Source organism: Rhodovulum iodosum (genome assembly GCF_041020385.1).
In the GTDB taxonomy this organism is placed as follows: Bacteria; Pseudomonadota; Alphaproteobacteria; order Rhodobacterales; family Rhodobacteraceae; genus Rhodovulum; species Rhodovulum iodosum.
The window spans coordinates 910,537-934,487 of sequence record NZ_JBEHHI010000002.1; the positions used below are offsets into that span (position 1 = coordinate 910,537).

Annotated in this window: 23 protein-coding genes; 5 read left to right on the forward strand and 18 right to left on the reverse strand. The window is 67.0% G+C overall.

What is annotated here, in order from left to right; genetic code table 11:
- Positions 1-8: 8 nt before the first annotated feature.
- The gene (gene secD / locus Ga0609869_RS13545; RefSeq protein ID WP_125404964.1) at positions 9-1,670 is read right to left on the reverse strand and encodes a protein translocase subunit SecD; all 1,662 of its coding nucleotides are present in this window, start codon (positions 1,668-1,670) and stop codon (positions 9-11) included.
- Between the two features lie 8 nt (positions 1,671-1,678).
- Positions 1,679-2,008: a preprotein translocase subunit YajC gene (gene yajC / locus Ga0609869_RS13550; protein ID WP_125404962.1), complete on the reverse strand. Its 330-nt coding sequence runs from the start codon at positions 2,006-2,008 to the stop codon at positions 1,679-1,681.
- A gap of 136 nt (positions 2,009-2,144) precedes the next feature.
- Here yajC and Ga0609869_RS13555 point away from each other — a divergent pair, with 136 nt between their 5' ends.
- Positions 2,145-2,888, forward strand: coding sequence for a trypsin-like serine peptidase (locus tag Ga0609869_RS13555; protein ID WP_170168811.1), 744 nt, complete (start codon positions 2,145-2,147; stop codon positions 2,886-2,888).
- Here Ga0609869_RS13555 and Ga0609869_RS13560 read toward each other — a convergent pair.
- The 6 genes from Ga0609869_RS13560 to tatA form a co-directional block, all read right to left on the reverse strand.
- A complete protein-coding gene (locus Ga0609869_RS13560) occupies positions 2,879-3,757 on the reverse strand; it encodes a hypothetical protein (RefSeq protein ID WP_125404956.1) in 879 nt (292 codons plus the stop codon). The two genes, Ga0609869_RS13555 and Ga0609869_RS13560, sit on opposite strands and share 10 nt — an antisense overlap.
- A gap of 243 nt (positions 3,758-4,000) precedes the next feature.
- On the reverse strand, positions 4,001-6,331 hold the full coding sequence (locus Ga0609869_RS13565) for a nidogen-like domain-containing protein (protein WP_125404954.1): 2,331 nt from the start codon (positions 6,329-6,331) through the stop codon (positions 4,001-4,003).
- A gap of 371 nt (positions 6,332-6,702) precedes the next feature.
- Positions 6,703-7,545 (reverse strand): ATP-binding protein, encoded by an 843-nt coding sequence (locus tag Ga0609869_RS13570; RefSeq protein ID WP_125404951.1) that lies wholly within the window; start codon positions 7,543-7,545, stop codon positions 6,703-6,705.
- Positions 7,542-8,444, reverse strand: a complete 903-nt coding sequence (gene tatC, locus Ga0609869_RS13575; protein ID WP_125404948.1) for a twin-arginine translocase subunit TatC — start codon at positions 8,442-8,444, stop codon at positions 7,542-7,544. The genes Ga0609869_RS13570 and tatC overlap by 4 nt, the downstream gene beginning before the upstream one ends.
- Positions 8,441-8,926, reverse strand: coding sequence for a Sec-independent protein translocase protein TatB (tatB, locus tag Ga0609869_RS13580; RefSeq protein WP_125404946.1), 486 nt, complete (start codon positions 8,924-8,926; stop codon positions 8,441-8,443). The genes tatC and tatB overlap by 4 nt, the downstream gene beginning before the upstream one ends.
- A gap of 34 nt (positions 8,927-8,960) precedes the next feature.
- Positions 8,961-9,173, reverse strand: coding sequence for a twin-arginine translocase TatA/TatE family subunit (tatA, locus tag Ga0609869_RS13585; RefSeq protein ID WP_125404943.1), 213 nt, complete (start codon positions 9,171-9,173; stop codon positions 8,961-8,963).
- Positions 9,174-9,407: 234 nt separating this feature from the next.
- On the opposite strand from tatA, the gene Ga0609869_RS13590 reads away from it, so the two are divergent.
- Entirely contained in the window at positions 9,408-9,788 is a 381-nt protein-coding gene (locus tag Ga0609869_RS13590) for a rhodanese-like domain-containing protein (protein ID WP_125404940.1), read from the forward strand.
- A 65-nt stretch (positions 9,789-9,853) separates the two neighbouring features.
- Here Ga0609869_RS13590 and Ga0609869_RS13595 read toward each other — a convergent pair whose 3' ends face one another.
- Together Ga0609869_RS13595 and Ga0609869_RS13600 are read right to left on the reverse strand one after the other, a co-directional pair.
- A complete protein-coding gene (locus Ga0609869_RS13595) occupies positions 9,854-10,954 on the reverse strand; it encodes an ABC transporter ATP-binding protein (protein WP_170168810.1) in 1,101 nt (366 codons plus the stop codon).
- Between the two features lie 97 nt (positions 10,955-11,051).
- Complete coding sequence (locus Ga0609869_RS13600) at positions 11,052-11,831, reverse strand: SDR family oxidoreductase (RefSeq protein ID WP_125404934.1); 780 nt, start codon at positions 11,829-11,831, stop codon at positions 11,052-11,054.
- Between the two features lie 359 nt (positions 11,832-12,190).
- Here Ga0609869_RS13600 and Ga0609869_RS13605 point away from each other — a divergent pair, with 359 nt between their 5' ends.
- Positions 12,191-13,246 (forward strand): Hint domain-containing protein, encoded by a 1,056-nt coding sequence (locus tag Ga0609869_RS13605; protein ID WP_125404931.1) that lies wholly within the window; start codon positions 12,191-12,193, stop codon positions 13,244-13,246.
- A gap of 3 nt (positions 13,247-13,249) precedes the next feature.
- Here the strand turns inward: Ga0609869_RS13605 and Ga0609869_RS13610 are convergent, their stop codons facing one another.
- Entirely contained in the window at positions 13,250-13,873 is a 624-nt protein-coding gene (locus tag Ga0609869_RS13610) for a nucleotide-binding protein (RefSeq protein ID WP_125404928.1), read from the reverse strand.
- Positions 13,874-14,052: 179 nt separating this feature from the next.
- Between Ga0609869_RS13610 and Ga0609869_RS13615 the strand changes: the two genes are divergently transcribed.
- A complete protein-coding gene (locus tag Ga0609869_RS13615) occupies positions 14,053-14,898 on the forward strand; it encodes a universal stress protein (protein ID WP_125404925.1) in 846 nt (281 codons plus the stop codon).
- Positions 14,899-14,902: 4 nt separating this feature from the next.
- Here Ga0609869_RS13615 and Ga0609869_RS13620 read toward each other — a convergent pair whose 3' ends face one another.
- Positions 14,903-15,268 carry a nuclear transport factor 2 family protein gene (locus tag Ga0609869_RS13620; protein ID WP_125404922.1) on the reverse strand — a complete coding sequence of 122 codons (366 nt, stop codon included), beginning with the start codon at positions 15,266-15,268 and terminating at the stop codon, positions 14,903-14,905.
- A 112-nt stretch (positions 15,269-15,380) separates the two neighbouring features.
- Between Ga0609869_RS13620 and Ga0609869_RS13625 the strand changes: the two genes are divergently transcribed.
- A complete protein-coding gene (locus tag Ga0609869_RS13625) occupies positions 15,381-16,988 on the forward strand; it encodes a peptide chain release factor 3 (protein ID WP_125404919.1) in 1,608 nt (535 codons plus the stop codon).
- 56 nt (positions 16,989-17,044) lie between these two features.
- On the opposite strand, the gene Ga0609869_RS13630 is transcribed toward Ga0609869_RS13625, so the two are convergent.
- From Ga0609869_RS13630 to soxB, 6 genes are all read right to left on the reverse strand, one after another.
- On the reverse strand, positions 17,045-18,310 hold the full coding sequence (locus Ga0609869_RS13630; protein ID WP_125404916.1) for an NAD(P)/FAD-dependent oxidoreductase: 1,266 nt from the start codon (positions 18,308-18,310) through the stop codon (positions 17,045-17,047).
- A 79-nt stretch (positions 18,311-18,389) separates the two neighbouring features.
- Positions 18,390-19,106: a c-type cytochrome gene (locus Ga0609869_RS13635; protein ID WP_125404913.1), complete on the reverse strand. Its 717-nt coding sequence runs from the start codon at positions 19,104-19,106 to the stop codon at positions 18,390-18,392.
- A 60-nt stretch (positions 19,107-19,166) separates the two neighbouring features.
- Entirely contained in the window at positions 19,167-19,760 is a 594-nt protein-coding gene (locus Ga0609869_RS13640) for a thioredoxin family protein (RefSeq protein ID WP_125404910.1), read from the reverse strand.
- A gap of 112 nt (positions 19,761-19,872) precedes the next feature.
- Positions 19,873-20,910 carry a c-type cytochrome gene (locus Ga0609869_RS13645; RefSeq protein ID WP_125404909.1) on the reverse strand — a complete coding sequence of 346 codons (1,038 nt, stop codon included), beginning with the start codon at positions 20,908-20,910 and terminating at the stop codon, positions 19,873-19,875.
- Positions 20,894-22,162 (reverse strand): sulfite dehydrogenase, encoded by a 1,269-nt coding sequence (gene soxC / locus Ga0609869_RS13650; RefSeq protein WP_125404907.1) that lies wholly within the window; start codon positions 22,160-22,162, stop codon positions 20,894-20,896. The genes Ga0609869_RS13645 and soxC overlap by 17 nt, the downstream gene beginning before the upstream one ends.
- A 77-nt stretch (positions 22,163-22,239) precedes the next feature.
- On the reverse strand, positions 22,240-23,931 hold the full coding sequence (gene soxB / locus Ga0609869_RS13655; RefSeq protein ID WP_125404906.1) for a thiosulfohydrolase SoxB: 1,692 nt from the start codon (positions 23,929-23,931) through the stop codon (positions 22,240-22,242).
- Positions 23,932-23,951: the final 20 nt, after the last annotated feature.

Genomic DNA, 23,951 nt, shown 5'->3' on the forward strand with positions numbered 1-23,951 from the left:
GCTTTCCCTCAGACGGTTATGGTGCGCGGGCGGCGGCGTTCCAGCCACATCACGATCATCAGCCGCGTCACGTAGATGGCGGTGAAGACCGAGGTGAGGATGCCCAGACCCAGCGTGATTGCAAAGCCCCGCACCGGGCCGGAGCCCAGCATGAACAGGATCGACGCGGTGATGAAGGTGGTGATGTTGGCGTCGAGAATGGCCGACAGCGCCTTTTCATAGCCCAGCTCGATGGCGCGCGCCGGCCCCTTGGCGGTCTTCAGCTCCTCGCGGATGCGTTCAAAGACCAGCACATTGGCGTCGACCGCCATGCCGATGGTCAGAACGATGCCCGCGATGCCCGGCAGGGTCAGCGTGGCGCCGATGGCCGACAACAGCCCGAAGATCAGCCCGACATTCAGCAAGAGCGCCACATTGGCGAAGATGCCGAACAGGCCATAGCTCAGCCCCATGAAGACCAGCACCGCGGTAAAGGCCACGATGCTGGCCACCTTGCCCGCGGCAATGCTGTCGGCGCCCAGTTCGGGCCCGATGGTGCGTTCTTCGAGAAAGGTCAGCTCGGCCGGCAGCGCGCCGGCGCGCAGCAGGATGGCAAGCTGCGTCGATTCCTCGACGGTGAAATTGCCGGTGATCTGGCCCGAGCCGCCCAGGATCGGCTCCTGGATGACCGGGGCCGATATGACCTCGCCGTCCAGCACGATGGCGAAGGGCGAGCCCACGTTCTCGGACGTGTAGGTGCCGAATTGCCGCCCGCCCGAGGGGTTGAACCGGAAGGTGACCGAGGGCCTGCCGTTCTGGTCGAAGGCGGGCTGGGCGTCGGTCAGATCCTCACCGCTTACCACGGCGGTCTGCTCGAGGATGTAGTAGACGCCCTGGTCCTCCATCGAGGGGTAGAGCACGTTTCTCAGCCCCGGCTCCTGGTCGGGGTCTTCGGTGCGGCTCACGACCGGGTGAAAGGTCAGCCGGGCGGTGGTGCCGATCAGCTCTTTCAACTCGGCGGCCGAACCGATGCCCGGCACCTGGATCAGGATCCGGTCCTCGGCCTGGCGCTGGATGTTGGGCTCGCGCGTGCCCACCTCGTCGACCCGGCGGCGGATGATTTCCAGCGACTGCTGCACCGTGCGGCTGTCGGTGGCCAGCTTTTCGGCCTCGCTGAGGCGCACCACCACCTCGTCGCCGTCGGACGCGACCTCGATATCGGCGCTGCCGACGCCGGTCAGCGTCGTCACCGGGCGGGCCAGGTCGCGCACCGCGCGCAGCGCGGCATCCATCCCCTCGGGCTGCGAGATCCGCACCCGCAACGCATCGGGTGCCGAGGGCATCCGGCGGATCGTGCCGACCGTGGCACGCTCGTCGCGCAGCGCATCGCGCACCTCGGGCCAGAGCCCGTCCATCCGGTCGGCATAGACGTCGGAGACCTGCACCTCGGCCAAGAGATGCGCGCCGCCCCTGAGGTCGAGCCCGAGGTTGACGATGGTCGCCGGCAGCCAGTCGGGCCAGGCCCCCCTGGCGGCCTCCAGTTCGGGCGTGGAGGCCTGCGCCTCGATCGCCTTGACCGCATCGTTATGCCCCTCGACTCGGGAATAGAAGGCGTTGGGCATCGCGAAGAGCAGGCCGAACGCGACCAGCGCCCAGATGACCACCCGGTTCCAGAGGGGAATGCTCAGCATGTTTGGGCTCAGGCTTTCTCGGCGGGTTCGGTCTTGTTCAGAACCTGGGCGATGGTCTGGCGCACGACGCGCACCTTGACGCCCTCGGCAAGCTCGACCTCGACCTCTTCCTCATCCTTGACCTTCGACACCTTGCCGATCAGCCCGCCCTGCGTGACGATCTGGTCGCCGCGGCGCAGCGCTGAGACCATCGCCTTATGCTCTTTCATCTTTTTCTGCTGCGGACGGATCAGCAGGAAATACATGATGGCAAAGATCAGGATCAGCGGGATGAAAGAGCCGAAGGCGCCGGCGGCGCCGCCACCGGCGGCTTGCGCGAAGGCAGGCGTTGCGAACATGAGATTTTGTCCCCGTCTTGGGCGGCTGGGCCGCCCGGTTCCGTGTCGCGGCGCACCCTATTGCCAGACCTCGGGCTTGGCAAGGCGCGCCGACCGACGCTTCACATGGCCGCGTTCGGGCGCCATATCAAGGGGTGTGACCGCCCTCGTCCGCCTCTTTGCGCTTCTTGCCGCGCTTGCCGCCGTGCCGCCCGCCGCCGCCGACGAGCGGCCCGCGGTGCTGGACGACGCAGCCCATGCGCATTGGCACGCCATCGGCCGGATCAACGTCACCGGATTCGACCGCGGCGGCATGTGCACCGGCACGCTGATCGCCCCCGACCTGGTGCTGACCGCGGCCCATTGTCTCTATGCGCTGGGCCCCGCAAAGATCGCCGAGCCGCACCAGGTGCACTTCCTCGCCGGCTGGCTGAAGGGCCGCTTCACCGCCCATCGCCGCGCCGCCGAGATCATCCTGCACCCCGCCTATCACCCCCGCGCCGGCATCACCTTTGCCACGCTGCGGGGCGATCTGGCGCTGATCCGGCTGACCGCGCCCATCGACGGGGCCGCGGCACGGCCGATCCCGGCGGCCTCGCCGCGCGACCCGGCCGAGGGCCCGTTCACCATTCTCGCCTATCGCAGCGACCGGCCGCACGCGCTCAGCCGCCACGGCCCCTGCACCGCGCTGGCGCGGCGGGCGGGGCTGCTGGGGCTCGATTGCGCGGTCCAGACCGGCGTCTCGGGGGCGCCGGTGCTGGCCGAGGGGCCCGAGGGCTGGCGGGTGGTCGGGGTCGTCTCGGCCGGGCGCAACGGCAAGAGCGCGGTGCAGACCGTCGCCGCGCGGCCCGGGGCGGGGTTTCTGGGCCTGGCCGACGGGGCGGCCCCGCCTCAGCGGTAGAGCGAAGCCAGCAGGCCGCGGGCGTTCGAGATCGGACCCTCGCTAGAGACCAGATGCGCCAGCCGCTTGTCCTGCATCACGTCCTCAAGCGCGCGCGGCTGACCGTCGATATAGGCCGTCCGGCTGACCAGGCGCACACCGTGGCTGTAATCGGCATAGCGCGCACCGTGCACGGTGCTGAGCGGCTGGATCGGCCGGCCGTTGGTGCGGTGCCAGCCATAGATCGCCACCCGCCCCGGCGCCTGCCGCAGCCGCATCGACAGCACCAGGTCCTTTTTCTGGCCGGCGGTCAGCAGCGACAGCGACCGCTTGCCCGGCAGGGCGCGGTCGATCGTGGCGCTGTGCTGCGCGAAATAGGCGGTCGATGTCATTTCCGATGTCGGCGCCATCGGGCTCGGCGCGAGAACAACCGTCGCCTGCCGGTGGATCGCATCGACCATGCGGGTCGTCGGCAGCAGGAAATCGAACCGGTCGGCGATCTCGGCCGCCGCCGGCAGGCCCAGCGGCACGCGCACGAAGTCGCGGTCGCTGCCCACGGCCAGATAGCCGGGCGTGACACAGAGCGTGATCTCGACCGCGGCACCGTCAGCGGCACGGCCGCTGAGCACGACGGGGGTCAGACGGCGCAGAAAGCCCGGCACGTTGCCCGACAGCACCTCGCCCGCGATCACCGCGTCGCGCGCGCTGCCGCCGAGCGTGCGCACCTTTTCGACCACCGCGCTGCCGCCCGGAGCCCCGGCGGCGCGCGCCGGAATCGCACGGGTGAGCGCGTTATCGCACATCGCCCCGGCCTGGGCCGCGACGGCGGACATCGCAAAAAGCGCCGCGGCCAGAAGATGCGCCGGACGGCGTGAAATCGAGTTGCTCATGGGTCCCCACCATCGCTGCGTTCAATCCGCGTGCTTCGGACAGGGCTAAGGGCAAGTCAAACAAGATGCGGTTAACGAGGCGGTGTTCCGCCGACACCCCCATCGGGCATCGGCAAAGACCCGCCCAGCCGGCCTGCGGCGCGAGGTCACGGCCAGTCGCGGAAATGGGGTTTTCATTTTTGAAACCAAGCCCATACGAGGCGATCCTCATGCGGGCTTGCAGCATTCGCCGGTGGTTCCGGTTCAGACCAGCTCCAACAGGTCGTAGGTGCCGCCCTGGAACACCGCGTCGATCGAGTCGAGCTCGGCCCCGTCGATCAGCACCCAGACCACCTGGCTGAAACGCGGATGCACGATGAAGGCCTCGGCCACCCCGTCCTCGCCCGCGCCCGGCGTCTCGGCAAAGCGCACCTCGATATCGGACCGGTCGGCATAGGGATAGTCGAAGACCAGCATGTCGCCCTCGGCATCGCTGAAATCCTGCACCCAGTCGATGCCGTGGCCCAGGCTGCCCTGGTGGTAGAACATGTCCGCCCCGGCACCGCCGTTGACGCGGTCGTAGCCGTAGCCGCCATTGATGAAATCGTCACCGTCGCCGCCGAAGATCAGGTCGGACTGGGCGCCGCCGCTGATCACGTCGTCGCCATCCTGCCCCCGCAGCGCGTCAAAGCCGAAGCCGCCGCTGATAAGGTCGTCGCCGTCCATGCCGAAGACCACATCGTCGCCATGGCCCGCCAGAACGCGGTCGGCGCCGGTGCCGGCATAGATCTCGTCATTGCCATCGGCCGCGGTCGCGCCACCGAGGATGCTGTCATCGCCAGCGCCGCCATTGATCTGATCGGCCCCGTCGCCGCCGTAGAGGAAGTCATCTCCGGACCGGCCCACCAGGCGGTCGGCGCCCGCCAGCCCGTGCAGGTTGTCGGCGCCCGAGCTGCCGCTCAGTTCATCGGCGCCGGCGCTGCCGGCCAGCATCACGCCCGTCAGGCCGAAGGTCCCGGTCGTGTCGGCGCGGGCCTCGGCCGAGTCGATGAAGGTATCGTCGCCCGTCAGGGCATAGTCGAAGACCGCCTGATCGAAGGCGGACGTGCCCTCGGTCAGCCCTTCCTCCAGCGCCTCGATCCGGGCGTTGGCCACGATGTCCGCGTCCAGATCGTCGATCGTAAGCAGGTTGCTTGGATGGTCGGGCCGGTCGAAGCAGTCGATCGTCTCTCCCAGTTCGCAGGCCAGCGCGCCCTCGGCATCGTAGGTGAAAAGGCTTTGGTCGTAGGTCGTTACCCTCCAGGCTTCGCGGTAATCGCCGTAAAGCGTGTCGGGGTCCACGGGCCGGTCCAGCACCTCGCCGCCGGGCAGCGCGATATCGTCGGCCGGGTCACCATTGGCCAGGCCGAGCAGCCCCTCGAGCCCGCCGATGAGTTCCTGGTTCAACTCCATGGTCACGTCCATGCGCTGGGCGTCGTCGTCGACGAGCAGGCTGAGCCGCGCGTCGCCGTCATTGACCACGCCGTCGAGCCCGGGGAAGACCACCACGAACAACTCGTCCAGGCGGTAGATGCGCCCGCCCCCAACGTCGAGCGAGCCGAAATTGACCACTCGCGTGGCCACCCCGTCGACGCGGAACGGGTTTTCGTCGGCCGCATCGATCTGCACGACATGCTCGCCCAGCCGCATCGAGACGGCCTGGGCAACGGTGCCGTTGTCGCCCTCGGGCACCATGCGCACCTGCACCTCGAAGGGGCCGCCGTCGATCTGGCGCAACAGTACGAATTCGCCGGCGGCGCGGAAATCATAGCTGACCCCGTCCATCGTGACCGCGTGGCCCACGCCCGCGAGATACCCGGTCGCGCCGGAGTCCGGCGCCGCGGGCAGATCGGCGGTGGCGATGTCGCCCGACCGGACGCGGAAAAACCAATAGCCTTCCTCGCCGGTGTTGCCCAAGCTGTTTTCCAGATCGAGGATCGCGTCCTGATTGCCCGAGGCCGGCAATTCGTAATAGGCGGCCGGGTTGCCGGTGCCCGCGGTATAGCCGGCCACGGCAACCGAGCCACCCAGGCCGCCCACGCCGTCGCTGGCATCGCCCGTGGTCCAGTTGATCTCTTCGTAGCGAAACTCGATATCGAAATCGCCGTCGCCGCGGTCGCTCAGGATCAGCTGAAAGCTGTTGAGCAAATCGGTATGCGAGTTGAAATATCCGACATCGTCCCACGTGACGACGAAGCGGTCGTTCTCGGCGTCGAAATCGTAATAGACGAGGTTGGTCCCCTGCGAGACGCCGCCCGGCGTCGGCGACACGGCGCCGCCGCGGGTGTCGACATCGGCGAAGAACGGGCTGATCTCGGGGTTGCCGCTGGCCTCGGTGATCGCGGTGGGCGTGTAGGTGCGCCGCGGTGCGCTGAACGTCACGCTGCCGTTTGTATTGACCCAGAGCGAGTCGAAACTGCGGCCGAAAAACCTCAGCCCGTCTTCGAAAATCTCGCTGACATCGATTTCCGCCGTCGATCCGTCGTCATTGCGATCGACAACCTGCTCGCCGAACCCTGCGCCGCCGCCGAGGCCCGAAATCAGGACACCTGCCATAGTCTTTTCCTCCGAGAGGTCTGCTCATGCTCTCACGTTATGCGCCAAGCGTCAGACAAGCGCGGCACACGGGCAAGACCGTAGCCGGTGGATTCGGCAATTTTGCGGCGAGGTGAGACCGAATATCCTCGGTTTTGCAAAGAGTCGTCGCCCCAGCCCGGCCGAACACCCCCCGATGGCGCATCGCGCGACCGCCGAAGCGACCCGGCGAGATTTGACGGCATCGCCCCGAAGGCCATCCTTGCCAAGCGGGCAAAATAAAACCCGCGCGACCGGCGCCGTCAGCAAAAGGCACGGCGTATGGACCGCCCGTCATACCGGCTGGCAACCGCTGTTCCCGGCGCGCGCGGCGGGTCCGCGGATGTCGCAATTCAGAGGCGCACACCTTGCCGCGCGGCGAGGTCGGTGAAGAACTGCCAGGCGACCCGGCCCGACCGGGCGCCGCGGGTGGCCTGCCATTCGATGGCCTCGGCGCGCAGCGTGTCGGCCTCGACCTGCACGCCGTAGGCCGTGCAATAGCCGTCGATCATGGCGAGGTATTCGTCCTGGGTGCAGGGGTGGAACCCCAGCCAGAGGCCGAACCGGTCCGACAGCGAAACCTTTTCCTCGGTCGCCTCGGACGGGCTGATCGCCGTCGAGCGTTCGTTCTCGATCATGTCGCGGGGCATCAGGTGGCGGCGGTTCGACGTGGCGTAAAAGATCACGTTGTCGGGCCGCCCCTCGATTCCGCCGTCCAGCACCGCCTTGAGCGACTTGTAATGCTCGTCGTCATGAGAAAACGACAGGTCGTCGCAAAACAGCAGGAAACGCGCCTCGGGCGCGGCGCGCATCAGGGTAAGCAGCCGGCCGATGGTGGGCAGGTCCTCGCGCTGGATCTCGACGATCTTCAGCGCGTGGCCCTCTTTGACCACGGCGGCGTGGATGGCCTTGACCAGGCTCGACTTTCCCATGCCCCGCGCACCCCACAAAAGCGCGTTGTTGGCCGGCAGGCCGCGGGCGAAATGGCGCGTGTTCTCGAAAAGCGTGTCGCGCGCCCGGTCGATGCCCTGCAACAGCGCGAGATCAACCCGGTTGACCCGCGCCACGGGCGACAGGCGGTCGGGGGCGGCATGCCAGACGAAGGCATCGGCGGCGTCGAAGTCGGGGGCCGGCGCGGGGGCCGGGCTCAGCCGTTCCAGCGCCTCGGCGATGCGGGCCAGGCTTTCTTCGCTCACCGCCCGCCCTCGGGGGTGTCCTCGCCCTCGTCGAATTCGCGCATCAGCGGGTCGTCGGCCTCGTCTTCGTCGTCCTCGAACCACAGCCCCTGTTCGCGCAGTTCCTTCTCGCGCTTCTTCTCGACGCGGCGGACCAGCAGGATGGAAATCTCGTACAGCCCGTAGACCACGACAAACAGAATGACCTGGGTGATGACATCGGGCGGCGTGACCAGCGCGGCCAGCACCAGGATGGCCACGACCGCATATTTCCTGACCGACCCCAGCCCCGCGGCCGAGACCAGCCCCGCCTTGCCCATCAGCGTCAGAAGCACCGGCAACTGAAAGCACAGCCCGAAGGCCAGGACGAACTTGATGGTCAGCGAGAGGTATTCCTGAACCGAACCGTGGAACGTGATGCCCGCGGTTTCCGATTTGATTTCCTCGCCTTCTGAGGCGAGTTGGCCGACCTGCTGGAAGTTCAGGAAGAAGTCGAAGGCAAGCGGCGTGACCACGTAATAGGCAAAGGACGCGCCGAGAAAGAACATGATCGGCGAGGCCAGCAGGAACGGCAGGAAAGCGTTTTTTTCCTTCCGGTAAAGCCCCGGCGCCACGAACCGCCACATCTGGTAGGCGATGAACGGGAAGGCCAGCGCGAACCCGCCCAAAAGCGAGATCTGGATGGCGACGAAGAAGCCTTCCTGCAGCTTGATGAGGTAAAGCCCGCAATCCTGCCCGCGCTCGGCCAGCGCGCCGCAGATCGGGTGGGTGAGGAAGTTGAAGATCGTGTTCCAGACGGTGAAGCAGATCACCATGCCCACTACGAACGCGGCCACCGAGTAGATCAGCCGCGTGCGCAGCTCGGCCAGATGTTCGATGAGCGGGGCGGAGCTGTCTTCGATCTGGTCTTCGTGGCTCATGCGTCGCTCTTGCTGTCAGGGCCTGTCGTGGCGGCGGCGCTTTCGGCCTGCTCGGCGGCGCGCTCTTCGGCCTTGCGCTTGCGGGCCGCCTCGGCGGTGGCGGCGCGGTAGCGTTCGGCATGGGCGGCGCGCTCGTCGGTCATCTCGGCTGTGGCCGGGCCCGGCGCGTCCTCTTCGTCGGTCTTGCCCTTGTCCTTGCCGAACTTGGGCTCCCATTTCTCGAACCTGTCGGCCGCGTCCTTGACCGCGTCGAGCCCCATCTTGCGCGGGTTGGTCATCTCGCGCAGGTCCTTGGCGGTCTCCTTGACCCCGGCCTCGTCGGCGGCGTCATCCATGGCACGCTGGAACTCGCGCGCCATGTTGCGCGCCTTGGCGGTGAACCGGCCCAGGGTACGGAACATGCCGGGCAGGTCCTTGGGGCCTACCACGATCAGCGCAACGATGCCGATCAGCAAGAGTTCGGTCCAGCCGAGGTCGAACATGGGATCAGGCCCTCAGGGCAGCGGGCAAGGTGGCTTACACCTTGTCCTTTTCTTCCTCGGGGGTCACGTCGCGGGCGGCCTCAAGGCTTTCCTTGGCCTCTTCGGTCTCTTCCTTGACGCCCTTCTTGAAGGCGGTGATGCCCTTGCCGACCTCACCCATCAGCGACGAGATCTTGCCGCGCCCGAAAAGCACCAGCACGACGACGGCGATGAGAAGAAGGCCGGGCAGGCCGATATTGTTCAGCATGGCTGTCTCCCTACGGACCCGCGCCTTGCGCACCTCCGGGTCCCGGTTTGAAATCTGTTTGACACATGTATTGGCTTCCGCGGGCAGATCAAAGCCCCATTCCGCCGCAAAACCGCGATTTATTGCCCCCCGCCTCGGCCGTACGCGGGGCGCACGGCCTTGCGGCGGCCTTGCGGTTTCCCCAAAGGTTGGGTCGGACGAACCGATTCATCTCATCCCATGGGAGTCAGGGACATGCATACCGAGGACATGAACGGCAAGACGCTGGAGCACTGGAACTGCGACGACCTGCAACAGGCCATGAAGCAAGGCGAAGTGCTGCTGATCGACGTGCGCACCCCGCAGGAGTACATGTTCGAGTATATCCGCGGCGCGCTGCTGTTGCCGATGGCGGCCTACGACCCCGCCTTCCTGCCCGAGGGCGGCGACAAGAAGATCGTGTTCCACTGCGGCTCGGGCGTGCGCTCGCGCAAGGTGGCAGAGGCCTATCTGGCGGCGGGCCATGACGTGGCCGCGCATCTGGAGGGCGGCTTCGCGGCCTGGAAGACGGCGCGCAAGCCCTATATCGGCACCGACATGGCCACCGGCGCGCCGGTGACTGTCGGCGGGGCCTGACCGGCCCGGCGGGCGCCTATGGGTGGATGTCGGCAAGCGCCCGCCCCGGCCGGCCGCGCCGCCCCTCAGGCCGCCCGTTCCTGCCCCGGGGCCGGAAACACGAAACAGCGGTCGCGCCGGATCATCAGCCACATCGGCGTGCCGGGCTTGGGAAGGAACACGGCGGGAACGGTCGCCTTCAGAACCGACCCATCGAACTCCATCCGGAACTCCACCAGGCTTTCGGACCCCATGAAGCGGGCGCGCTCGACCACCGCGCGGGCGGGCACGCCGTCATCGGGCGTGGGGTTGGGGCCGCGGCCGTTGCGGTCGAAGTCGATCTTGACGTGCTGCGGCCGGATGATGATGTCGACCTCGGCGCCATCGGGCATCGCCGGCGTGAGGAACTGGCCAAAGGGCGTATCCGTAAGAAGATTCTGAACTTTGCCCTTGATGACGTTGATATCGCTGAAAAACGCCGCCGCGGCCCGGTCGATCGGCGCGTTGTAGAGGTTATAGGGCGCACCCTGCTGCACGATGCGCCCCGCGCGCATCAGGGCGATCTCGTCGGCCATGCGCATCGCCTCGTCGGGCTCGTGCGTGACCAGCAGCACCGCCGTACCCTCATCCTTCAGCACGCTCAGCGTCTCGTCGCGGATCTCGTCGCGCAGCCGGTTGTCGAGGCCCGAAAACGGCTCGTCCATCAGCATGATCCGCGGCCGCGGCGCCAGCGCCCGCGCCAGCGCCACGCGCTGCTGCTCGCCGCCCGACAACTCGTGCGGGTAGTCGTCGATAAACCGCGCGAGCTCGACCCGGGCCAGCAGCTCTTGCACCCGGGCGCGCTTTTTCTCTTTCGGGCCGTTGAGGCCGAAGGCCACGTTCTCGGCCACGCTGAGATGCGGAAAAAGCGCGAAATCCTGAAACATCAGCCCGACCTCCCGCCGCTCGGGCGGGATGCGGAAAACCGTGTCGCAGATCAGCTTGCCGTCGATGTAGATCTCGCCCTGATCCTGCATGTCGACGCCGGCGATGATGCGCAGCGTGGTGGACTTGCCGCAGCCAGAGGGGCCCAACAGGCAGGTCACCTGCCCTGGCATCACGGTAAGGGACACGTCGTCGACCACCGCCCGGCCGCCGAAGCGCCGGGTGATGTTCCTGATTTCCAGCCGGGGTGTCGGGGTGCTCACCGTCTGCCTCACGCATCATGTCCGATGAAAACACTCGGAATTCGGCAACACATAGCAAGCCGCCCCGGCGGCGGCAAGTCCGGCCCTGCGGCCCGGTTCAAAGCGTCGCGTTCACCGCGCCGCCATCCAGCAGGATGTTCTGCCCCACGACAAATCCCGCATGCTGCGAGCACAGAAACGCGCACATCGCGCCGAACTCCTCGGCCGTGCCGTAGCGGCGGGCGGGAATGGTCTCGGCCCGTTTGGCGCGTGCCTGCTCCAGCGTGATGCCTTCCTTATCGGCCACGCCCTTGTCCAGCGCGTCGGCCCGGTCGGTGTCATGGATGCCCGGCAGCAGGTTGTTGATCGTCACACCGTGCGGCGCCACCTGCCGCGATGTGCCCGCGACATAGCCGGTCAGCCCGGCGCGGGCCGAGTTCGACAGGCCCAGCACCGCAATGGGCGATTTGACCGACTGGCTGGTGATATTGACCACGCGGCCCCAGCCCCGGTCCATCATGCCGGGCAGCAGCGCCTTCATCAGCGCGATCGGGGTCAGCATGTTGGCGTCGAGCGCCTTGATGAAATCCTCGCGGCCCCAGTCGCTCCACATGCCCGGCGGCGGGCCGCCCGCGTTGGTCACCAGGATGTCCACGTCGCCGGCCTGGGCCAGCACCTCGGCGCGGCCGTCCTCGGTGGTGATGTCGGCGGCCACGGCGGTGACCGCCACGCCATTGGCCGCGCGGATCGCCTCGGCCGCCTCTTCCAGCGCGCCCGCGCCGCGCGCGTTCATCACCAGGTCGACCCCTGCCCCTGCCAGCGCCTCGGCGCAGCCGCGCCCCAGCCCCTTGGACGAGGCACAGACCAGCGCCCGCTTTCCCGCGATTCCCAGTTCCATCGGCGTTTCCCCTTTCCCGTTGCGGGCCTGCCTGCCCGCGCCTTCCCGATACCAGCCCGGCGCGCGGCACGAAAGGGCCGCCGCGGCGATTCGACCCGGCCGCCCTGCCGCGCCCTTGGACGGGCCGGCGGCGCCGGCGTGAACAATGGCACCTTCCGGCCCGGCATTGTCGCCGGGGCGCGGCCAACGCATCCCGATGGCGCGCTGAAAACCGGTCCCGAGACCCCCGGGCAAATTGCAGATACGCCGCTTTGGGCCTAAAATTGCCATAACGAGGACGCGGTCGGCGCGGCACATTGGGGGCAGCCCGTGGCCAGACCAAGTGAAAGCGCCCAGGAAGTCGATTGGCGAGCTGCCCCATGACCGGTTCCATCCCCAAGCCCCCTGCCCCCAGCTATGGCTGCCACGTCTTCGACGCGGCCGATCTGGTTGCCGTGGCGGGCGCCAATCAGGGCGACGCGCTGACCCCGTGCGAGACGCTGTGCCCGGGCGATGTCTACGAGATGCGCGAAGCGGCCGAGGCGCTGTACCTTTCGGTCGCCGACGCGGCGGCCGCCAGCGCCCGGTCGGCACATGTGCTGCGCGCAGGCGACGAGGCGGCCGAGATCGCGGCGGGAACCGAGATCGGCCAGCCGGGCGAGCGGCTGGGCATCGACGGCAAGCTGACGCTGATGGCGCCCGACGGCGCGCAGGTCGAGTTGCTGCTGGTCCTGCTCTCCGAGGGGCCGGCCGCCCGGCTGGCCTTCCTGCCGCTGGGCCCGGTCGAGCCGCGGGTCGGCTATGCGCTGATCCGCGTCGATACCGCGCCCGGCCCGGTGCGGCTGGCCGACATCACCTCGGTGGCCTTCACGCGGGGCACGATGATCGCGGTGGCGGGTGGCGAGCAGCGCCCGATCGAAACCCTGTCCGTCGGCGACCGGCTGTTGACCCGCGACCACGGCGCCCAACCGCTGCGCTGGATCGGCCGGCGCACGGTGCGCGGGGTCGGCGCCTACGCGCCCGTCGTCATCGCCAAGGGCACGCTGGGCAACGCAAGCGACCTGATCGTCAGCCAGCACCAGCGCCTGTTCATCTACCAGCGCGGCCGCCAGCGGCTGACCTCGACCGCCGAGGCGCTGGTCAAGGCCCAGCACCTGGTGGACGGCGACACCGCCTATATCCGCAAGGGCGGCTTCGTCGAGTATTTCCACCTGGTCTTCGACCGCCACGAGATCCTCTATGCCGAGGGCATCCCGACCGAGAGCCTGCTGGTCAACGAGGCGATGCTGGGCCGGATGCCCGAGGACCTGGCGCGCGAGGTCGCGCGGCGGTTTCCGCTGCTTGCCCAGCGGCCGCATTTCGGCACCGAGGCCGACGGCGCGCTGTTGCGCGGCAAGGGCGCGGCAGAGCTGCGCCGCCTGCTGGGCCAGTCCTGAGCCTCAGATCAGCGCGGCCAGAAGCGGGGTCCATTGCGCACGGATCGGCGCGTAGAGCTTTTGCGGCTTGTCAAAGATCGTCAGCCCCTCCTCGGCGAGGTCGGCATAGGCGGCGCGCTCGGTCAGCGTGGCAACGGGCTGTTGGCCGATCGCCTCGAAAAAGGCATCCAGCCGCGCCGCGCCCCGGCTGCGCGGGCGCACCCGGTTGGCGACGATCTCAAGGCCGACCTTGCCCTTTCGGATGCGCTTGATCTGCTGCAGATCCTTGACGAAGCGGCGGGTGGATTCGGCGTCGAAGAAAGATGGCAGGATCGGCGCGATCACCGACTTGGCCTCGGCCACCAGCGGCTCGGCCGCGCCGCCGTATAGCGCGCCGGGCGCATCGACGAACAGCCAGTCGGTGCCTTTTGGTGCCTGGCCCAGCCGGCGCGGCGCGGTCCAGTCCAGCCCATGGATGCGCGCCGCCCGCCCCGGACGGCGCTTGAGCCAGCGCAGCGACGATTTCTGCGGGTCGGCATCGGCCAGCGCCACCCGCCAGCCGCCATCGGCCAGCGCCGCGGCCAGCGTGATCGCGATTGTGGTCTTGCCGCATCCTCCCTTGCGGTTGGCGATCAGGACGGTCTTCAAGATGCGGCCTCCTCTTGTCTCGTGGACGATGCGCGCGGCCCAGGGCAATGGGTCGTCCAGCATAGGCAAGTCGACCTCTTAAGCAATGTATATCCCCAACTTTTCGCCAGCGGGTTGACAGCCGTCGCACCCCGCCCCGATGCTGGACGCGTCGTGTTTCGCAGCAGGGCAGATTGTCGATGTCCTTCACCGTTCTCGTCTCGACCGATCTCTCGCCCCGCGCCGACCGGGCCGTGCAACGGGCGTTTCGCATCGCGGCCTGGCTGGATGGCGAGGTGATCCTGCTCAGCGTCATCGACGAGGCGATGCCGGCGGACATGGCCGAACAGATGCGCGGCGCGGCCGAGCTGAAATTGGCGCAGTTCGCCGCCTCGATCCCCTATTCCGACCGGGTACGCCACGACACGCGGGTTCTCGTCGGCGATCCGCCCGCAACGATCCCGGCCATGGCAGAAGCCGCCCGCGCCGATCTCTTGGTGCTGGGCCTGCACCGCCCGCGCCCGTTTCTCGACATGCTGCGCGAGACCACGATGGAACGCATCGTGCGCCACTCGTCCCGGCCCGTGCTGCTGGTGCGCGACCCTGTGGACCACGCCTATGCAAGGGTGCTGGCCGCGCTCGATTTCGCCCCGGCCTCGACCGCCGCGCTGGTATTGGCCGACCGGATCGCGCCCGAGGCCGATCTATGCGGGGTCCACGCCGTGCATGTCCCCTATCACGGTTTCGTCGCGGCCGCGGGCGGCGCTGGCACCGGCGCCCCCTTCCTGCACCACGCCGAGAGGCAGCTCGCCGCGTGGCGCGCGGGCCCGGACGTGCCCGGACGGCTGGGCGAAGTCGAGATCATGGAGGGAGCGGCCCACACGGTGCTGGCCCGCCAGGTCGAGGCGCTGCGCCCCGACCTTCTGGCGCTGGGGGCCCATGGCCGTGCCGGCGCCGCGCCCTCGCTGCTGGGCAGTCTGGCCAACGACATGATGCGCGACCCGCCCTGCGACCTGCTGATCGCGCGGGCCGGCACGGCGGGCTGAGCCCTCACATCGTGTAAAAGAACTCTTCGCGCACGATCTTGCCGTCGGCGACGGTGTAAAGCCCGACCTCCTGCATCTCGCTGACATCGCCGGACTCGCGGCTGCGGGCCTTGATCGCGTAATAGACGGCAAAGCGGTCGGGGCCATGCAGGAACGGCCCCTCGGTCGTGGCCTCCAGCATGTCCATCGCGCCCTCCCACCAGTCATGCTTGGCCCTGATCCCGTCCAGCCCGCGGGTTTCGCGCCCCTGCCCCATATCCGCCGCCTCGACCGAGACGGCGTCGGGGGCGTAAAGCGTGTCCAGGTTGGCCTTGGCCCGACCCTCGCGCACCCCCGCGACCAGGTCGTTGGCAATCTCTTCGAACGTCATGGCATCCTCCCTGATGCGCCGATGATCTCACCAGCCTGCGCCGGCCGCGCGACATCGGCAAGACAGGGCTTCACGATTGCACCCCCTTCCCCCCTCGCCTATATCCGCCCCCATGCTGGACGCCCCCACCAACCGCCCCGACCTGCCGCCGGAAATTGCCCGGCGCCGGACCTTTGCCATCATCAGCCACCCCGATGCCGGCAAGACCACGCTGACCGAAAAGTTTCTGCTCTACGGCGGCGCGATCCAGATGGCGGGCCAGGTGCGCGCCAAGGGCGAGGCGCGGCGCACGCGGTCGGACTTCATGAAGATGGAGCAGGACCGGGGTATCTCGGTTTCGGCCTCGGCGATGTCGTTCGATTTCGGCAAGTTCCGCTTCAATCTGGTCGACACGCCGGGCCACAGCGATTTTTCCGAAGACACCTACCGCACGCTCACCGCCGTGGACGCCGCGGTGATGGTCATCGACGGCGCCAAGGGCGTGGAGAGCCAGACCCGAAAGCTGTTCGAGGTCTGCCGGCTGCGCGATTTGCCGATCCTGACCTTCTGCAACAAGATGGACCGCGAAAGCCGCGACACCTTCGACATCATCGACGAAATCCAGGAAAACCTCGCCATCGACGTGACGCCCGCCTCCTGGCCCATCGGCCAGGGGCGCGATTTCCTGGGCTGCTACGACATGCTCAACAACCGGTTGGAGCTGATGGACCGCGCCGACCGCAACAAGGTGGCCGAGTCGATCAAGATCGAGGGGCTGGACGACCCGAAGCTCGCCGAGAATGTCCCCGAGCACCTGCTGGAGCAGCTGCTGGAAGAGGTCGAGATGGCGCGCGAATTGCTGCCCACGCTCGACCCGCAATCGGTGCTGGAGGGGCACATGACGCCCATCTGGTTCGGCTCGGCGATCAATTCCTTCGGGGTGAAGGAACTGATGGACGGCATCGGCCGCTACGGGCCCGAACCGCAGATCCAGGCCGCCGAACCGCGCCAGATCGCCCCCGAAGAGGACAAGGTGACGGGCTTCGTCTTCAAGGTGCAGGCCAACATGGACCCCAAGCACCGCGACCGGGTGGCGTTCCTGCGCATGGCGAGCGGGCATTTCAAGCGCGGCATGAAGTTGACCCATGTGCGCAGCAAGAAACCGATGACGGTGTCCAACCCGGTGCTGTTCCTGGCCTCCGACCGGGAACTGGCCGAAGAGGCCTGGGCGGGCGACATCATCGGCATTCCCAACCACGGCCAGCTTCGCATCGGCGACACGCTGACCGAGGGCGAGGCGCTGCGCGTCACCGGCATCCCGTCCTTCGCGCCCGAGCTCTTGAAAAACTGCCGCGCCGGCGACCCGATGAAGGCCAAGCATCTCGACAAGGCGCTGATGCAATTCGCCGAGGAGGGCGCGGCCAAGGTGTTCAAGCCGATGCTGGGCGCGGGCTTCATCGTGGGCGTGGTGGGGCAGCTGCAATTCGAGGTGCTGGCCAGCCGGATCGAGCTGGAATACGGGCTGCCCGTCCGCTTCGAGCCGACACAGTTCACCTCGGCCCGCTGGGTGCATGGCGACAAGGCCGAGGTCGATGCCTTTACCGCCAAGAACAAGCAGCACATGGCCACCGACAACGATGGCGACGTGGTCTACATGACCCGCCTGCAATGGGATATCGACCGGGTGACTCGCGATCACCCGGAACTGACCCTGTCAGCCACCAAGGAAATGCAGGTCTAGCCCGGTCGTGCCGCCCCGCCCTGCCGGGCGGAGCCTGCGTTTTGTCGGGCGGCGGATCAGCCGAACATGTCGGCGGTGATCCCCGCGTACCAGCCCAGCGATTCCTCGAAGGTGGCCTTTCTCAGCGCCGCGTCCTCGCCGGTCTGGCTGATGAACCCGTCGACCTTGGCGATCTTTTCGTCGGTGGCCTGGTAGGAGGCGCCCACCTTGATGCCGTCTTCGGTGTCGATCAGCGACCAGCAGGTGTTGGAGTATTTCGCCGGGAAGACGCGGGAGTCGGTCAGCGCGCCGCGCACCGCCATCGCCGCCACCTTGGCCTGGCTGTTGGCCGAAAAGCCCGATTTCGGCATGTCGCCCGCGATGGTGGCATCGCCGAGGACGTGGATGTTTTCATCCACCTGGCTTTGCATCGTGGCCGGGTCGATCGGGCAGAACCCGCTGTCGTTGGTCAGCCCCATGGCATGGGCGATATGGCCCGCCTTCTGCGCCGGGATGACGTTGCAGACGTCGACCTTTTCCACCGTTCCGTCGATATCCACCTCCATCGCGTCGGGGTTGACCGACACGTTGGCGCCGCCGAAATCCGGGCCGACGCGTTCGATCATGCCGGCGTAATGCTTGTTCCAGCCTTCCTCGAACAGCGCCTGTTTCGAAAACTTCTCCTTCGGGTCCACGATCAGGATCTTCGCGGTCGGGTTGCTGGCCTTCAGCACATGGGCGACCATCGACACCCGCTCGTAGGGCCCCGGCGGGCAGCGGAAGGGGTTGGGCGGCGCCACCATGCAGTAGGTGCCGCCTTCGGGCATCGCCTCGATCTGCGCTTTCAGAAGTTGGGTCTGGCTGCCGGCCTTCCAGGAATGGGGCATCTTGTTCTGGGCCGCCGTGCTCCAGCCCGGCACCGAGCCCTCGACGAAATCGATCCCCGGCGCCACGATCAGCCGGTCGTAGCCAAAGCTGTGCCCGGCGGCGGTGGTCACGGTCATGGCATCGCGATCCACCCCGATCACCCAGTCATGCACCACGTTCACGCCGTAGTCGGAGGCGAGCCCGCCGTAGGTGTGGCCAATCGAGGCAAAGTCGCGGAAGCCGCCGATATATAGGTTGGAAAAGAAGCAGGTATAGTATTTGCGCGTCGGCTCGATCAGGGTCACGTCGATCGCGCCGTCGGAATCCTTGGCGATATAGCGCGCGGCGGTTGCCCCGCCGGCGCCGCCGCCCACGATCACCACGTGCGGCTTGGCCTGGCCCAGCACGCGGGGCGCGGACAAGGCCGCGGTTCCCGCGATGGCCACGCCGAGAAAGTTACGTCGGTTGAATGTCATCCCAGTTTCCTCCCGTTTTGGATGATGCGCGTTTCCAAAGGCACATCGGTGGCCGGGGGGCTGCCCCGGCGGTGTCGTGTCAGTTGCTCAGCGACCCGAAATAGGCGGCCAGCGCGGCGATTTCCTCGTCGGACAAGCGGCTGGCCATCATCTGCATCACCGGATGCGGCCTGAGCTTTTGCTTGTAGGCGTGCATGGCGACGACAAAATCCTTTTCCGGCCATAGCGTGATCGACGGGATGCCCTGGTCGGACCCGTCGCGCTGGTGGCAGGTGGTGCACTCGCTGGAGAGGTATTCGCCATAGGCCTCGTCGCCGACGAGGGCCAGCGTTTCCTCGGACAGTTTCGGATAGTCGGGCCGGGCCGTCGGCGCGGCCTCGGGAATGTTCGACGGTTTGTCGGAATACTCGCGCAGGAAGGCCAGAAGGTCGGCCCGTTCGGTCGGGTCTTCGAGCCCTTCAAAGCTCATCCGCGTGCCCGAGACAAGAACCAGCGGATTTTCGATATAGGCATCCAGCGTCGTCAACGTCCAGGTCAGCCCGTCGCTGCCCATCCGCGACATCGATTTGGAATAGGGAAACCCCTCGACCGAGGCCGCGCGGCGCCCGAAAATGCCGGTCAGCGGCGGGCCGATGCCGATCTCGGCGTCCGGGCCGATCTGGTGGCACCCGCTGCAATAGACCCAAATTTCGGCGCCGCGCTCGGCATCGCCTATGGCCTCGGCATGGCCGTCCGCCGCGCCCTCGCCCGCCCCTCCCAAGGCGAGCGCAAGAGCAAAAAAAACTCTCTCCCTCATGACTTTAACCGTCGCCCAACTCGCACGAGAAAAGCAACTGCTTTTGTCTCGTGGGACAAATCACCACACGTCTGGGTCGATCCCCTGTTCGCGCAACGCGGCAAACTTGTCCTGCAGGTAGCGCTGGAACGGCTGCTCGCGGAATTCGTTCTCGGCCACGTATTCCAGCGCGGAAAGGTAGTGGAAGGGTTTCAGATAGCCCGGCAGGCGGAACGCCTCTGCCTGGGCGGCGCTCTCGGCCCCGGCCGCCGCGGCGGGAAACAGCACCGTGGTGGGGGTGAAGTTCACCCCCCACTTCGCCGCGAGCGCGCGTTCTTCCAGCTCTTGCCCGTCGAAATCCAGCACCGCGCGGGCGCCCCAGAGGTCGAGCTGGACCACGTCGTACCGCGCGGTCAGGTAATCCACGATCTCGGCGCGTTCGAAATTGACCCGGTGCAATTCGCGGCAGTAGGGGCAGCCGGCCTGTTCGAACAGCACCATCAGGCCCTTGCCCTGATCCGCGGCGGTGGCCAGATCGTCGCCCAGCTCGAGAAAGCTGTCGAGAAACCAGTCTTGCTTGTGCAGACCGTCATCGCCAACGCGGGCGTCGGCGAAAGACGGTCGCGCGGCGGCCAGCGCCAGCGCGCCGGCGATCATATGGCGTCGTGTCGGCATCTCGTCCTCCCGGACGGAACCGTACCATCGAATCAGCCCGGCCCGAAAACACGAAAAAGCGACCCCCTGTGGTCCGGGGGCCGCCCTGGGCCGATCGGGAGGAAAACCGGCGTCAGTTGAACGAACGCAGGTAAGCGATCACCGCCTCGCGATCTTCGTCCTTACGCAGACCCTGGAACGACATCCGGCCCCGCTTGATTACGTCACGCGGGCTTTCCAGATAGGCGTCCAGCGTCTCGTGATCCCAGACCATGCCCTCTTCGCCCGCTTCTTGCAGCGCCGGCGAGTACCTGAAGCCCTCGGCCTGAGCGACCTTGCGGCCGACGACGCCGTTCAGGACCGGGCCCACCCGGTGCTTGGCATCCTCGCCGATCTGGTGGCAGGACGCACACTGGCGGAAGACCTTTTCGCCCGCGGCGACCAGTTCGGGGTCTGGCGCGGCGACGGGGGCGGCGGCTTCCTGGGTGTCGGCGGCGGCCGTGATTTCTTCCTGCTCGGTGGCGACCTCGTCGGTTTCCTCTTCGGGGGTCACGTCCAGCACCGCCGCGCGCATGGTGATCTCGACGCTGTCCTTGCAGTCTTCCATGCAAGGCTCGGCGTTCCAGAAATGCGCTTCCGCTTCCTCGCGGTCATCGACGATGAACCCGTCGGCATTCGGCATCTCGACATCGAGGAAGTTTTCGTTCGACAGCACGAAATCTTCTTCCACCAGGTAGTTGGAGTAGAGGATGTAGGCGGTGATCGCGTAGACCTCGTCCACGCTCAGCGACTGGGCGCCGCCGAAGGGCATCGAACGGTGCACATAGTCCCACGCGGTCGACAGGTAGGGCCAGTAGGACCCCACGGTCTTGAGCGGGTCCTCGTGGTCGAGCGTGCCCTCGCCGCCGGCCAGCTTGGGCCAGTTGCCGACGCCCTCGGCAAATTCGCCGTGGCAGACCGCGCAATTGTCGGAAAACAGCCTCTCGCCATCCTCGACCGAGCCCGAGCCCTCGGGCAGGCCGGTGCCGTCGGGGGCCACGTCGACATTCCAAGCTGCGATTTCCTCGGGCAGCGCGGGGCGGCCCAGGCCGAATTTCTCGGCGAAGGCGGGCGCGGCGGTCAGGGTGCCGACCAGCGCCGTTCCGATCACCAGATTACGAAATTTCGACATTCTCCGCCTCCCCGTTCCCGTTGACCCACCAGGTCTGGATGCCGTTGTTATGATAGATCGAGTTCAGGCCGCGCACCTCGCGCAGCTGGTCCTTGGTCGGCTGCACGTAGCCGGTGCTGTCCACCGCGCGCGATTGCAGGAACATCTCGGACCCGTCCCACTCGATATCCAGGTAAAAGCGGCTGATCGCCTTGTCCTGACCGGGCTGGGCCAGGCGCGCGGTCTGCCAGGTCTTGCCTCCGTCGATGGTGACGTCCACCCGTTCGATCGCGCCGCGTCCCGACCAGGCCAGCCCGGTGATGACCAGCGGCCCGGGGCCGTGGGTGATCGGCGATTGCGGGCTGGGGCTGGTGATGACCGACTTGGCGTCCATCTCCCAGGTCCATTTCCGGCTGGTGCCGTCGGCCAGCGTGTCGGTGTATTTCGAGGTCTCCTCGCGGCTCTGGATGGCCTGGGGGGTCACTTCGATGCGGCGCAGCCACTTGACCCACAAGTTGCCTTCCCAGCCGGGCACGACCAGCCGCACCGGATAGCCGTGTTCCTTGCGCAGCGCCTCGCCATTGGCCTTGAAGGCGACCAGCACGTCGTCCATCGCCTTTTCAAGCGGGATCGAACGGCCGTTCGACGACGCGTCGGCGCCCTCGACATAGATCCACTTGCCCTCGGTCTGCACGCCGGCCTCTTCCAGCAGGGTCCTGAGCGGAACGCCGGAATATTCCATGTTGTGGATCATGCCGTGGGTGAACTGTGCGCCGTTGAGCTGCGCACCGGCCCATTCCATGCCCGAGTTGGCCGCGCATTCGCAGAAATAAACGCGGTTCTCGCGCGGGAAGCGTTCGAGATCTTCGTAGGTAAAGATCAGCGGCCGGTCGACCAGGCCGTTGATCATCAGCCGGTAGTCTTGCTTGCGCAGCTCGATCGCGCCCGAATGGTGCCGCTCGAACGCGCAGCCCTGGGGCGTGATCGTGCCGTCCAGCGCATGGATCGGCGTGAAGTTGATCGAGCTGATCGTGTCGGCCGTCAGCCATTCCACGTTGCGGCGGATGACGTCGTCTTCGTACTCGATGGGCAGGCCGTAGGGCACGGCATCGACCCCATCGCCCAGGCCCTGCGCCCAGGGCTGGATCTCGGTGATGAGCGGGTCGGGCTCTGCCGCGTTGGCCGCGCCGCCCGCGGCGATGGCGCCGCCGGTGGCAAGCCCGGCCTTGATGAAGCCGCGCCGCGTGGTCGAGGGTTGTGACTGGTCGGTCATGTCTGCAACCTCCTCCTCAATTCGGAATGTTTCGTGTCGGTTGGTGTGAGTTGCTGTCGGGGCCGGATCGGGGGCGCTCAGGGCCCCGTCACCTTGACGGATTTGTTCGGGTCAACATGCACCGTGCCCATGCGCTTGATGTAGCTTTCCACCACATCCCAGATCGCGGGGCCCTCGGTGTCTTCGTTGACGCTGGCCCAGCCCGAGACGACATAGCTTCTGGCCGGGTCGATCGGCTCGCCCGTCTTCAGCAGGGTCATGTTGGTGATCCGGCTGCCCTGGGGCTTGCTGACGTCGATGTGGTAGCCCATGCCGCCGACGCGCACCATGTCGCCGCCCTGCTGGTAGTAGGGGTCGGGGTTGAACAGGTTGTCGGCCACGTCCTCCATGATCACGTTCAGCGTCTCGCCAGTCATCTCTGAACGGTAGGCCGCGGGGTAGGACATCGAGGTGGCGTTGAACAGATCCTCACGGGTGATCGGGTCGCCCGGCAGCAGGCTGGGCGCCCAGCGGAAACCGGGGCTGAGCGCGATATCGGCCTCGCGCTCCTCGATCAGCGCGTTGCAGATCAGATCGTCCCAGGTGCCGTTGAAATTGCCGCGGCGGTAAAGCAGGGTGTCGGTCGTGCCCAGCACCTCTTCCAACTCGGCCTTGTAGGGCGCGCGCTGTTCGTCGATCAGCGTGGCGACATCCGCGTCGGGCTCGATCACGTCCGAGAAGATCGGGATCAGCTTGTGGCGGAATCCCATCATCTGGCCGTTCTGCACGTCCAGGTCGAGGCGGGTGACGAACTTGCCGTTGCTGCCGCTGGCGATCAGCAGGGTGTTGCCCACCAGCACCGGCTCGGGCAGCGCGTCATGGGTGTGACCCGTGAGAATGACATCGATGCCAGGCACTTGGCCGGCCATCTTGCGGTCCACGTCGAACCCGTTATGGCTGAGCACGACCACCAGGTCGGCACCGGCGTCGCGCACTTCCTGCACCACCTCGTACATCCGCTCTTCGCGGACGCCGAAGCTGAGGCCGGGGAACATCCAGCCGGGGTTGGCGATCGGCATGTAGGGGAACGCCTGGCCGATCACCGCGATCTTGGCGCCGCCGCGCTCGAACATCTGGTAGGGCTCGTAGGCGGGTTCGTCCCATTCGGCATCGAAGATGTTGGCGCCAAGGAAGGGGAAGTCGAGCCCCTCGACGATCTCGTTCACCCGGTCGATGCCGAGGGTGAATTCCCAGTGACTGGTCATCGCGTCGGGCTTGAGCGCGTTCATGACGTTGACCATGTCCTGCGCCTCGGTCTTCAGACAGGTGTAAGAGCCATGCCATGTGTCGCCGCCGTCCAGCAACAGCGCGTCGGGCCGGTCGGCGCGGATCGCGTTCAGCACGGTCGCCACACGGTCCAGCCCGCCCATCCGGCCATAGCTCTTGGCCAGCGAGACGAAATCGACATAGGTCAGCGCGTAGGCCTCGGGCGTGCCGGGCTTGATGTCGAACATCTTGAGAAAGTCTTCGCCGGTCACATGCGGCGGCAGGCCGTTCACGGCGCCGACGCCGAGGTTGATCTCGGGCTCACGGAAATAGATCGGTTTGAGCTGGCCGTGAATGTCGGTGACATGCATCAGGGTCACGTTGCCGAACGTGTCGAACTCCAGCAACTGGTCCTGGGTCAACGCCTGCTGGGCGGCGAGCTTTGCCCAGTTGCCGATCCCCGAGGCGCCATAGATGGCCGAGGCCGCGACCGTCGCCTGCAGGAAGTCTCTCCGCGAAATCATGGTGTGAGCGTCCTCTCTCA

What these genes read in the sequence shown, in the direction of transcription:
- secD (WP_125404964.1), bottom strand. Translation starts at nt 1,670, where the DNA reads ATGCTGAGCATTCCCCTCTGGAACCGGGTGGTCATCTGGGCGCTGGTC.
- yajC (WP_125404962.1), bottom strand. Translation starts at nt 2,008, where the DNA reads ATGTTCGCAACGCCTGCCTTCGCGCAAGCCGCCGGTGGCGGCGCCGCC.
- Ga0609869_RS13560 (WP_125404956.1), bottom strand. Translation starts at nt 3,757, where the DNA reads ATGAGCAACTCGATTTCACGCCGTCCGGCGCATCTTCTGGCCGCGGCG.
- Ga0609869_RS13565 (WP_125404954.1), bottom strand. Translation starts at nt 6,331, where the DNA reads ATGGCAGGTGTCCTGATTTCGGGCCTCGGCGGCGGCGCAGGGTTCGGC.
- tatC (WP_125404948.1), bottom strand. Translation starts at nt 8,444, where the DNA reads ATGAGCCACGAAGACCAGATCGAAGACAGCTCCGCCCCGCTCATCGAA.
- tatB (WP_125404946.1), bottom strand. Translation starts at nt 8,926, where the DNA reads ATGTTCGACCTCGGCTGGACCGAACTCTTGCTGATCGGCATCGTTGCG.
- tatA (WP_125404943.1), bottom strand. Translation starts at nt 9,173, where the DNA reads ATGCTGAACAATATCGGCCTGCCCGGCCTTCTTCTCATCGCCGTCGTC.
- Ga0609869_RS13590 (WP_125404940.1), top strand. Translation starts at nt 9,408, where the DNA reads ATGCATACCGAGGACATGAACGGCAAGACGCTGGAGCACTGGAACTGC.
- Ga0609869_RS13600 (WP_125404934.1), bottom strand. Translation starts at nt 11,831, where the DNA reads ATGGAACTGGGAATCGCGGGAAAGCGGGCGCTGGTCTGTGCCTCGTCC.
- Ga0609869_RS13605 (WP_125404931.1), top strand. Translation starts at nt 12,191, where the DNA reads ATGACCGGTTCCATCCCCAAGCCCCCTGCCCCCAGCTATGGCTGCCAC.
- Ga0609869_RS13615 (WP_125404925.1), top strand. Translation starts at nt 14,053, where the DNA reads ATGTCCTTCACCGTTCTCGTCTCGACCGATCTCTCGCCCCGCGCCGAC.
- Ga0609869_RS13620 (WP_125404922.1), bottom strand. Translation starts at nt 15,268, where the DNA reads ATGACGTTCGAAGAGATTGCCAACGACCTGGTCGCGGGGGTGCGCGAG.
- Ga0609869_RS13625 (WP_125404919.1), top strand. Translation starts at nt 15,381, where the DNA reads ATGCTGGACGCCCCCACCAACCGCCCCGACCTGCCGCCGGAAATTGCC.
- Ga0609869_RS13630 (WP_125404916.1), bottom strand. Translation starts at nt 18,310, where the DNA reads ATGACATTCAACCGACGTAACTTTCTCGGCGTGGCCATCGCGGGAACC.
- Ga0609869_RS13635 (WP_125404913.1), bottom strand. Translation starts at nt 19,106, where the DNA reads ATGAGGGAGAGAGTTTTTTTTGCTCTTGCGCTCGCCTTGGGAGGGGCG.
- Ga0609869_RS13640 (WP_125404910.1), bottom strand. Translation starts at nt 19,760, where the DNA reads ATGCCGACACGACGCCATATGATCGCCGGCGCGCTGGCGCTGGCCGCC.
- Ga0609869_RS13645 (WP_125404909.1), bottom strand. Translation starts at nt 20,910, where the DNA reads ATGTCGAAATTTCGTAATCTGGTGATCGGAACGGCGCTGGTCGGCACC.
- soxC (WP_125404907.1), bottom strand. Translation starts at nt 22,162, where the DNA reads ATGACCGACCAGTCACAACCCTCGACCACGCGGCGCGGCTTCATCAAG.
- soxB (WP_125404906.1), bottom strand. Translation starts at nt 23,931, where the DNA reads ATGATTTCGCGGAGAGACTTCCTGCAGGCGACGGTCGCGGCCTCGGCC.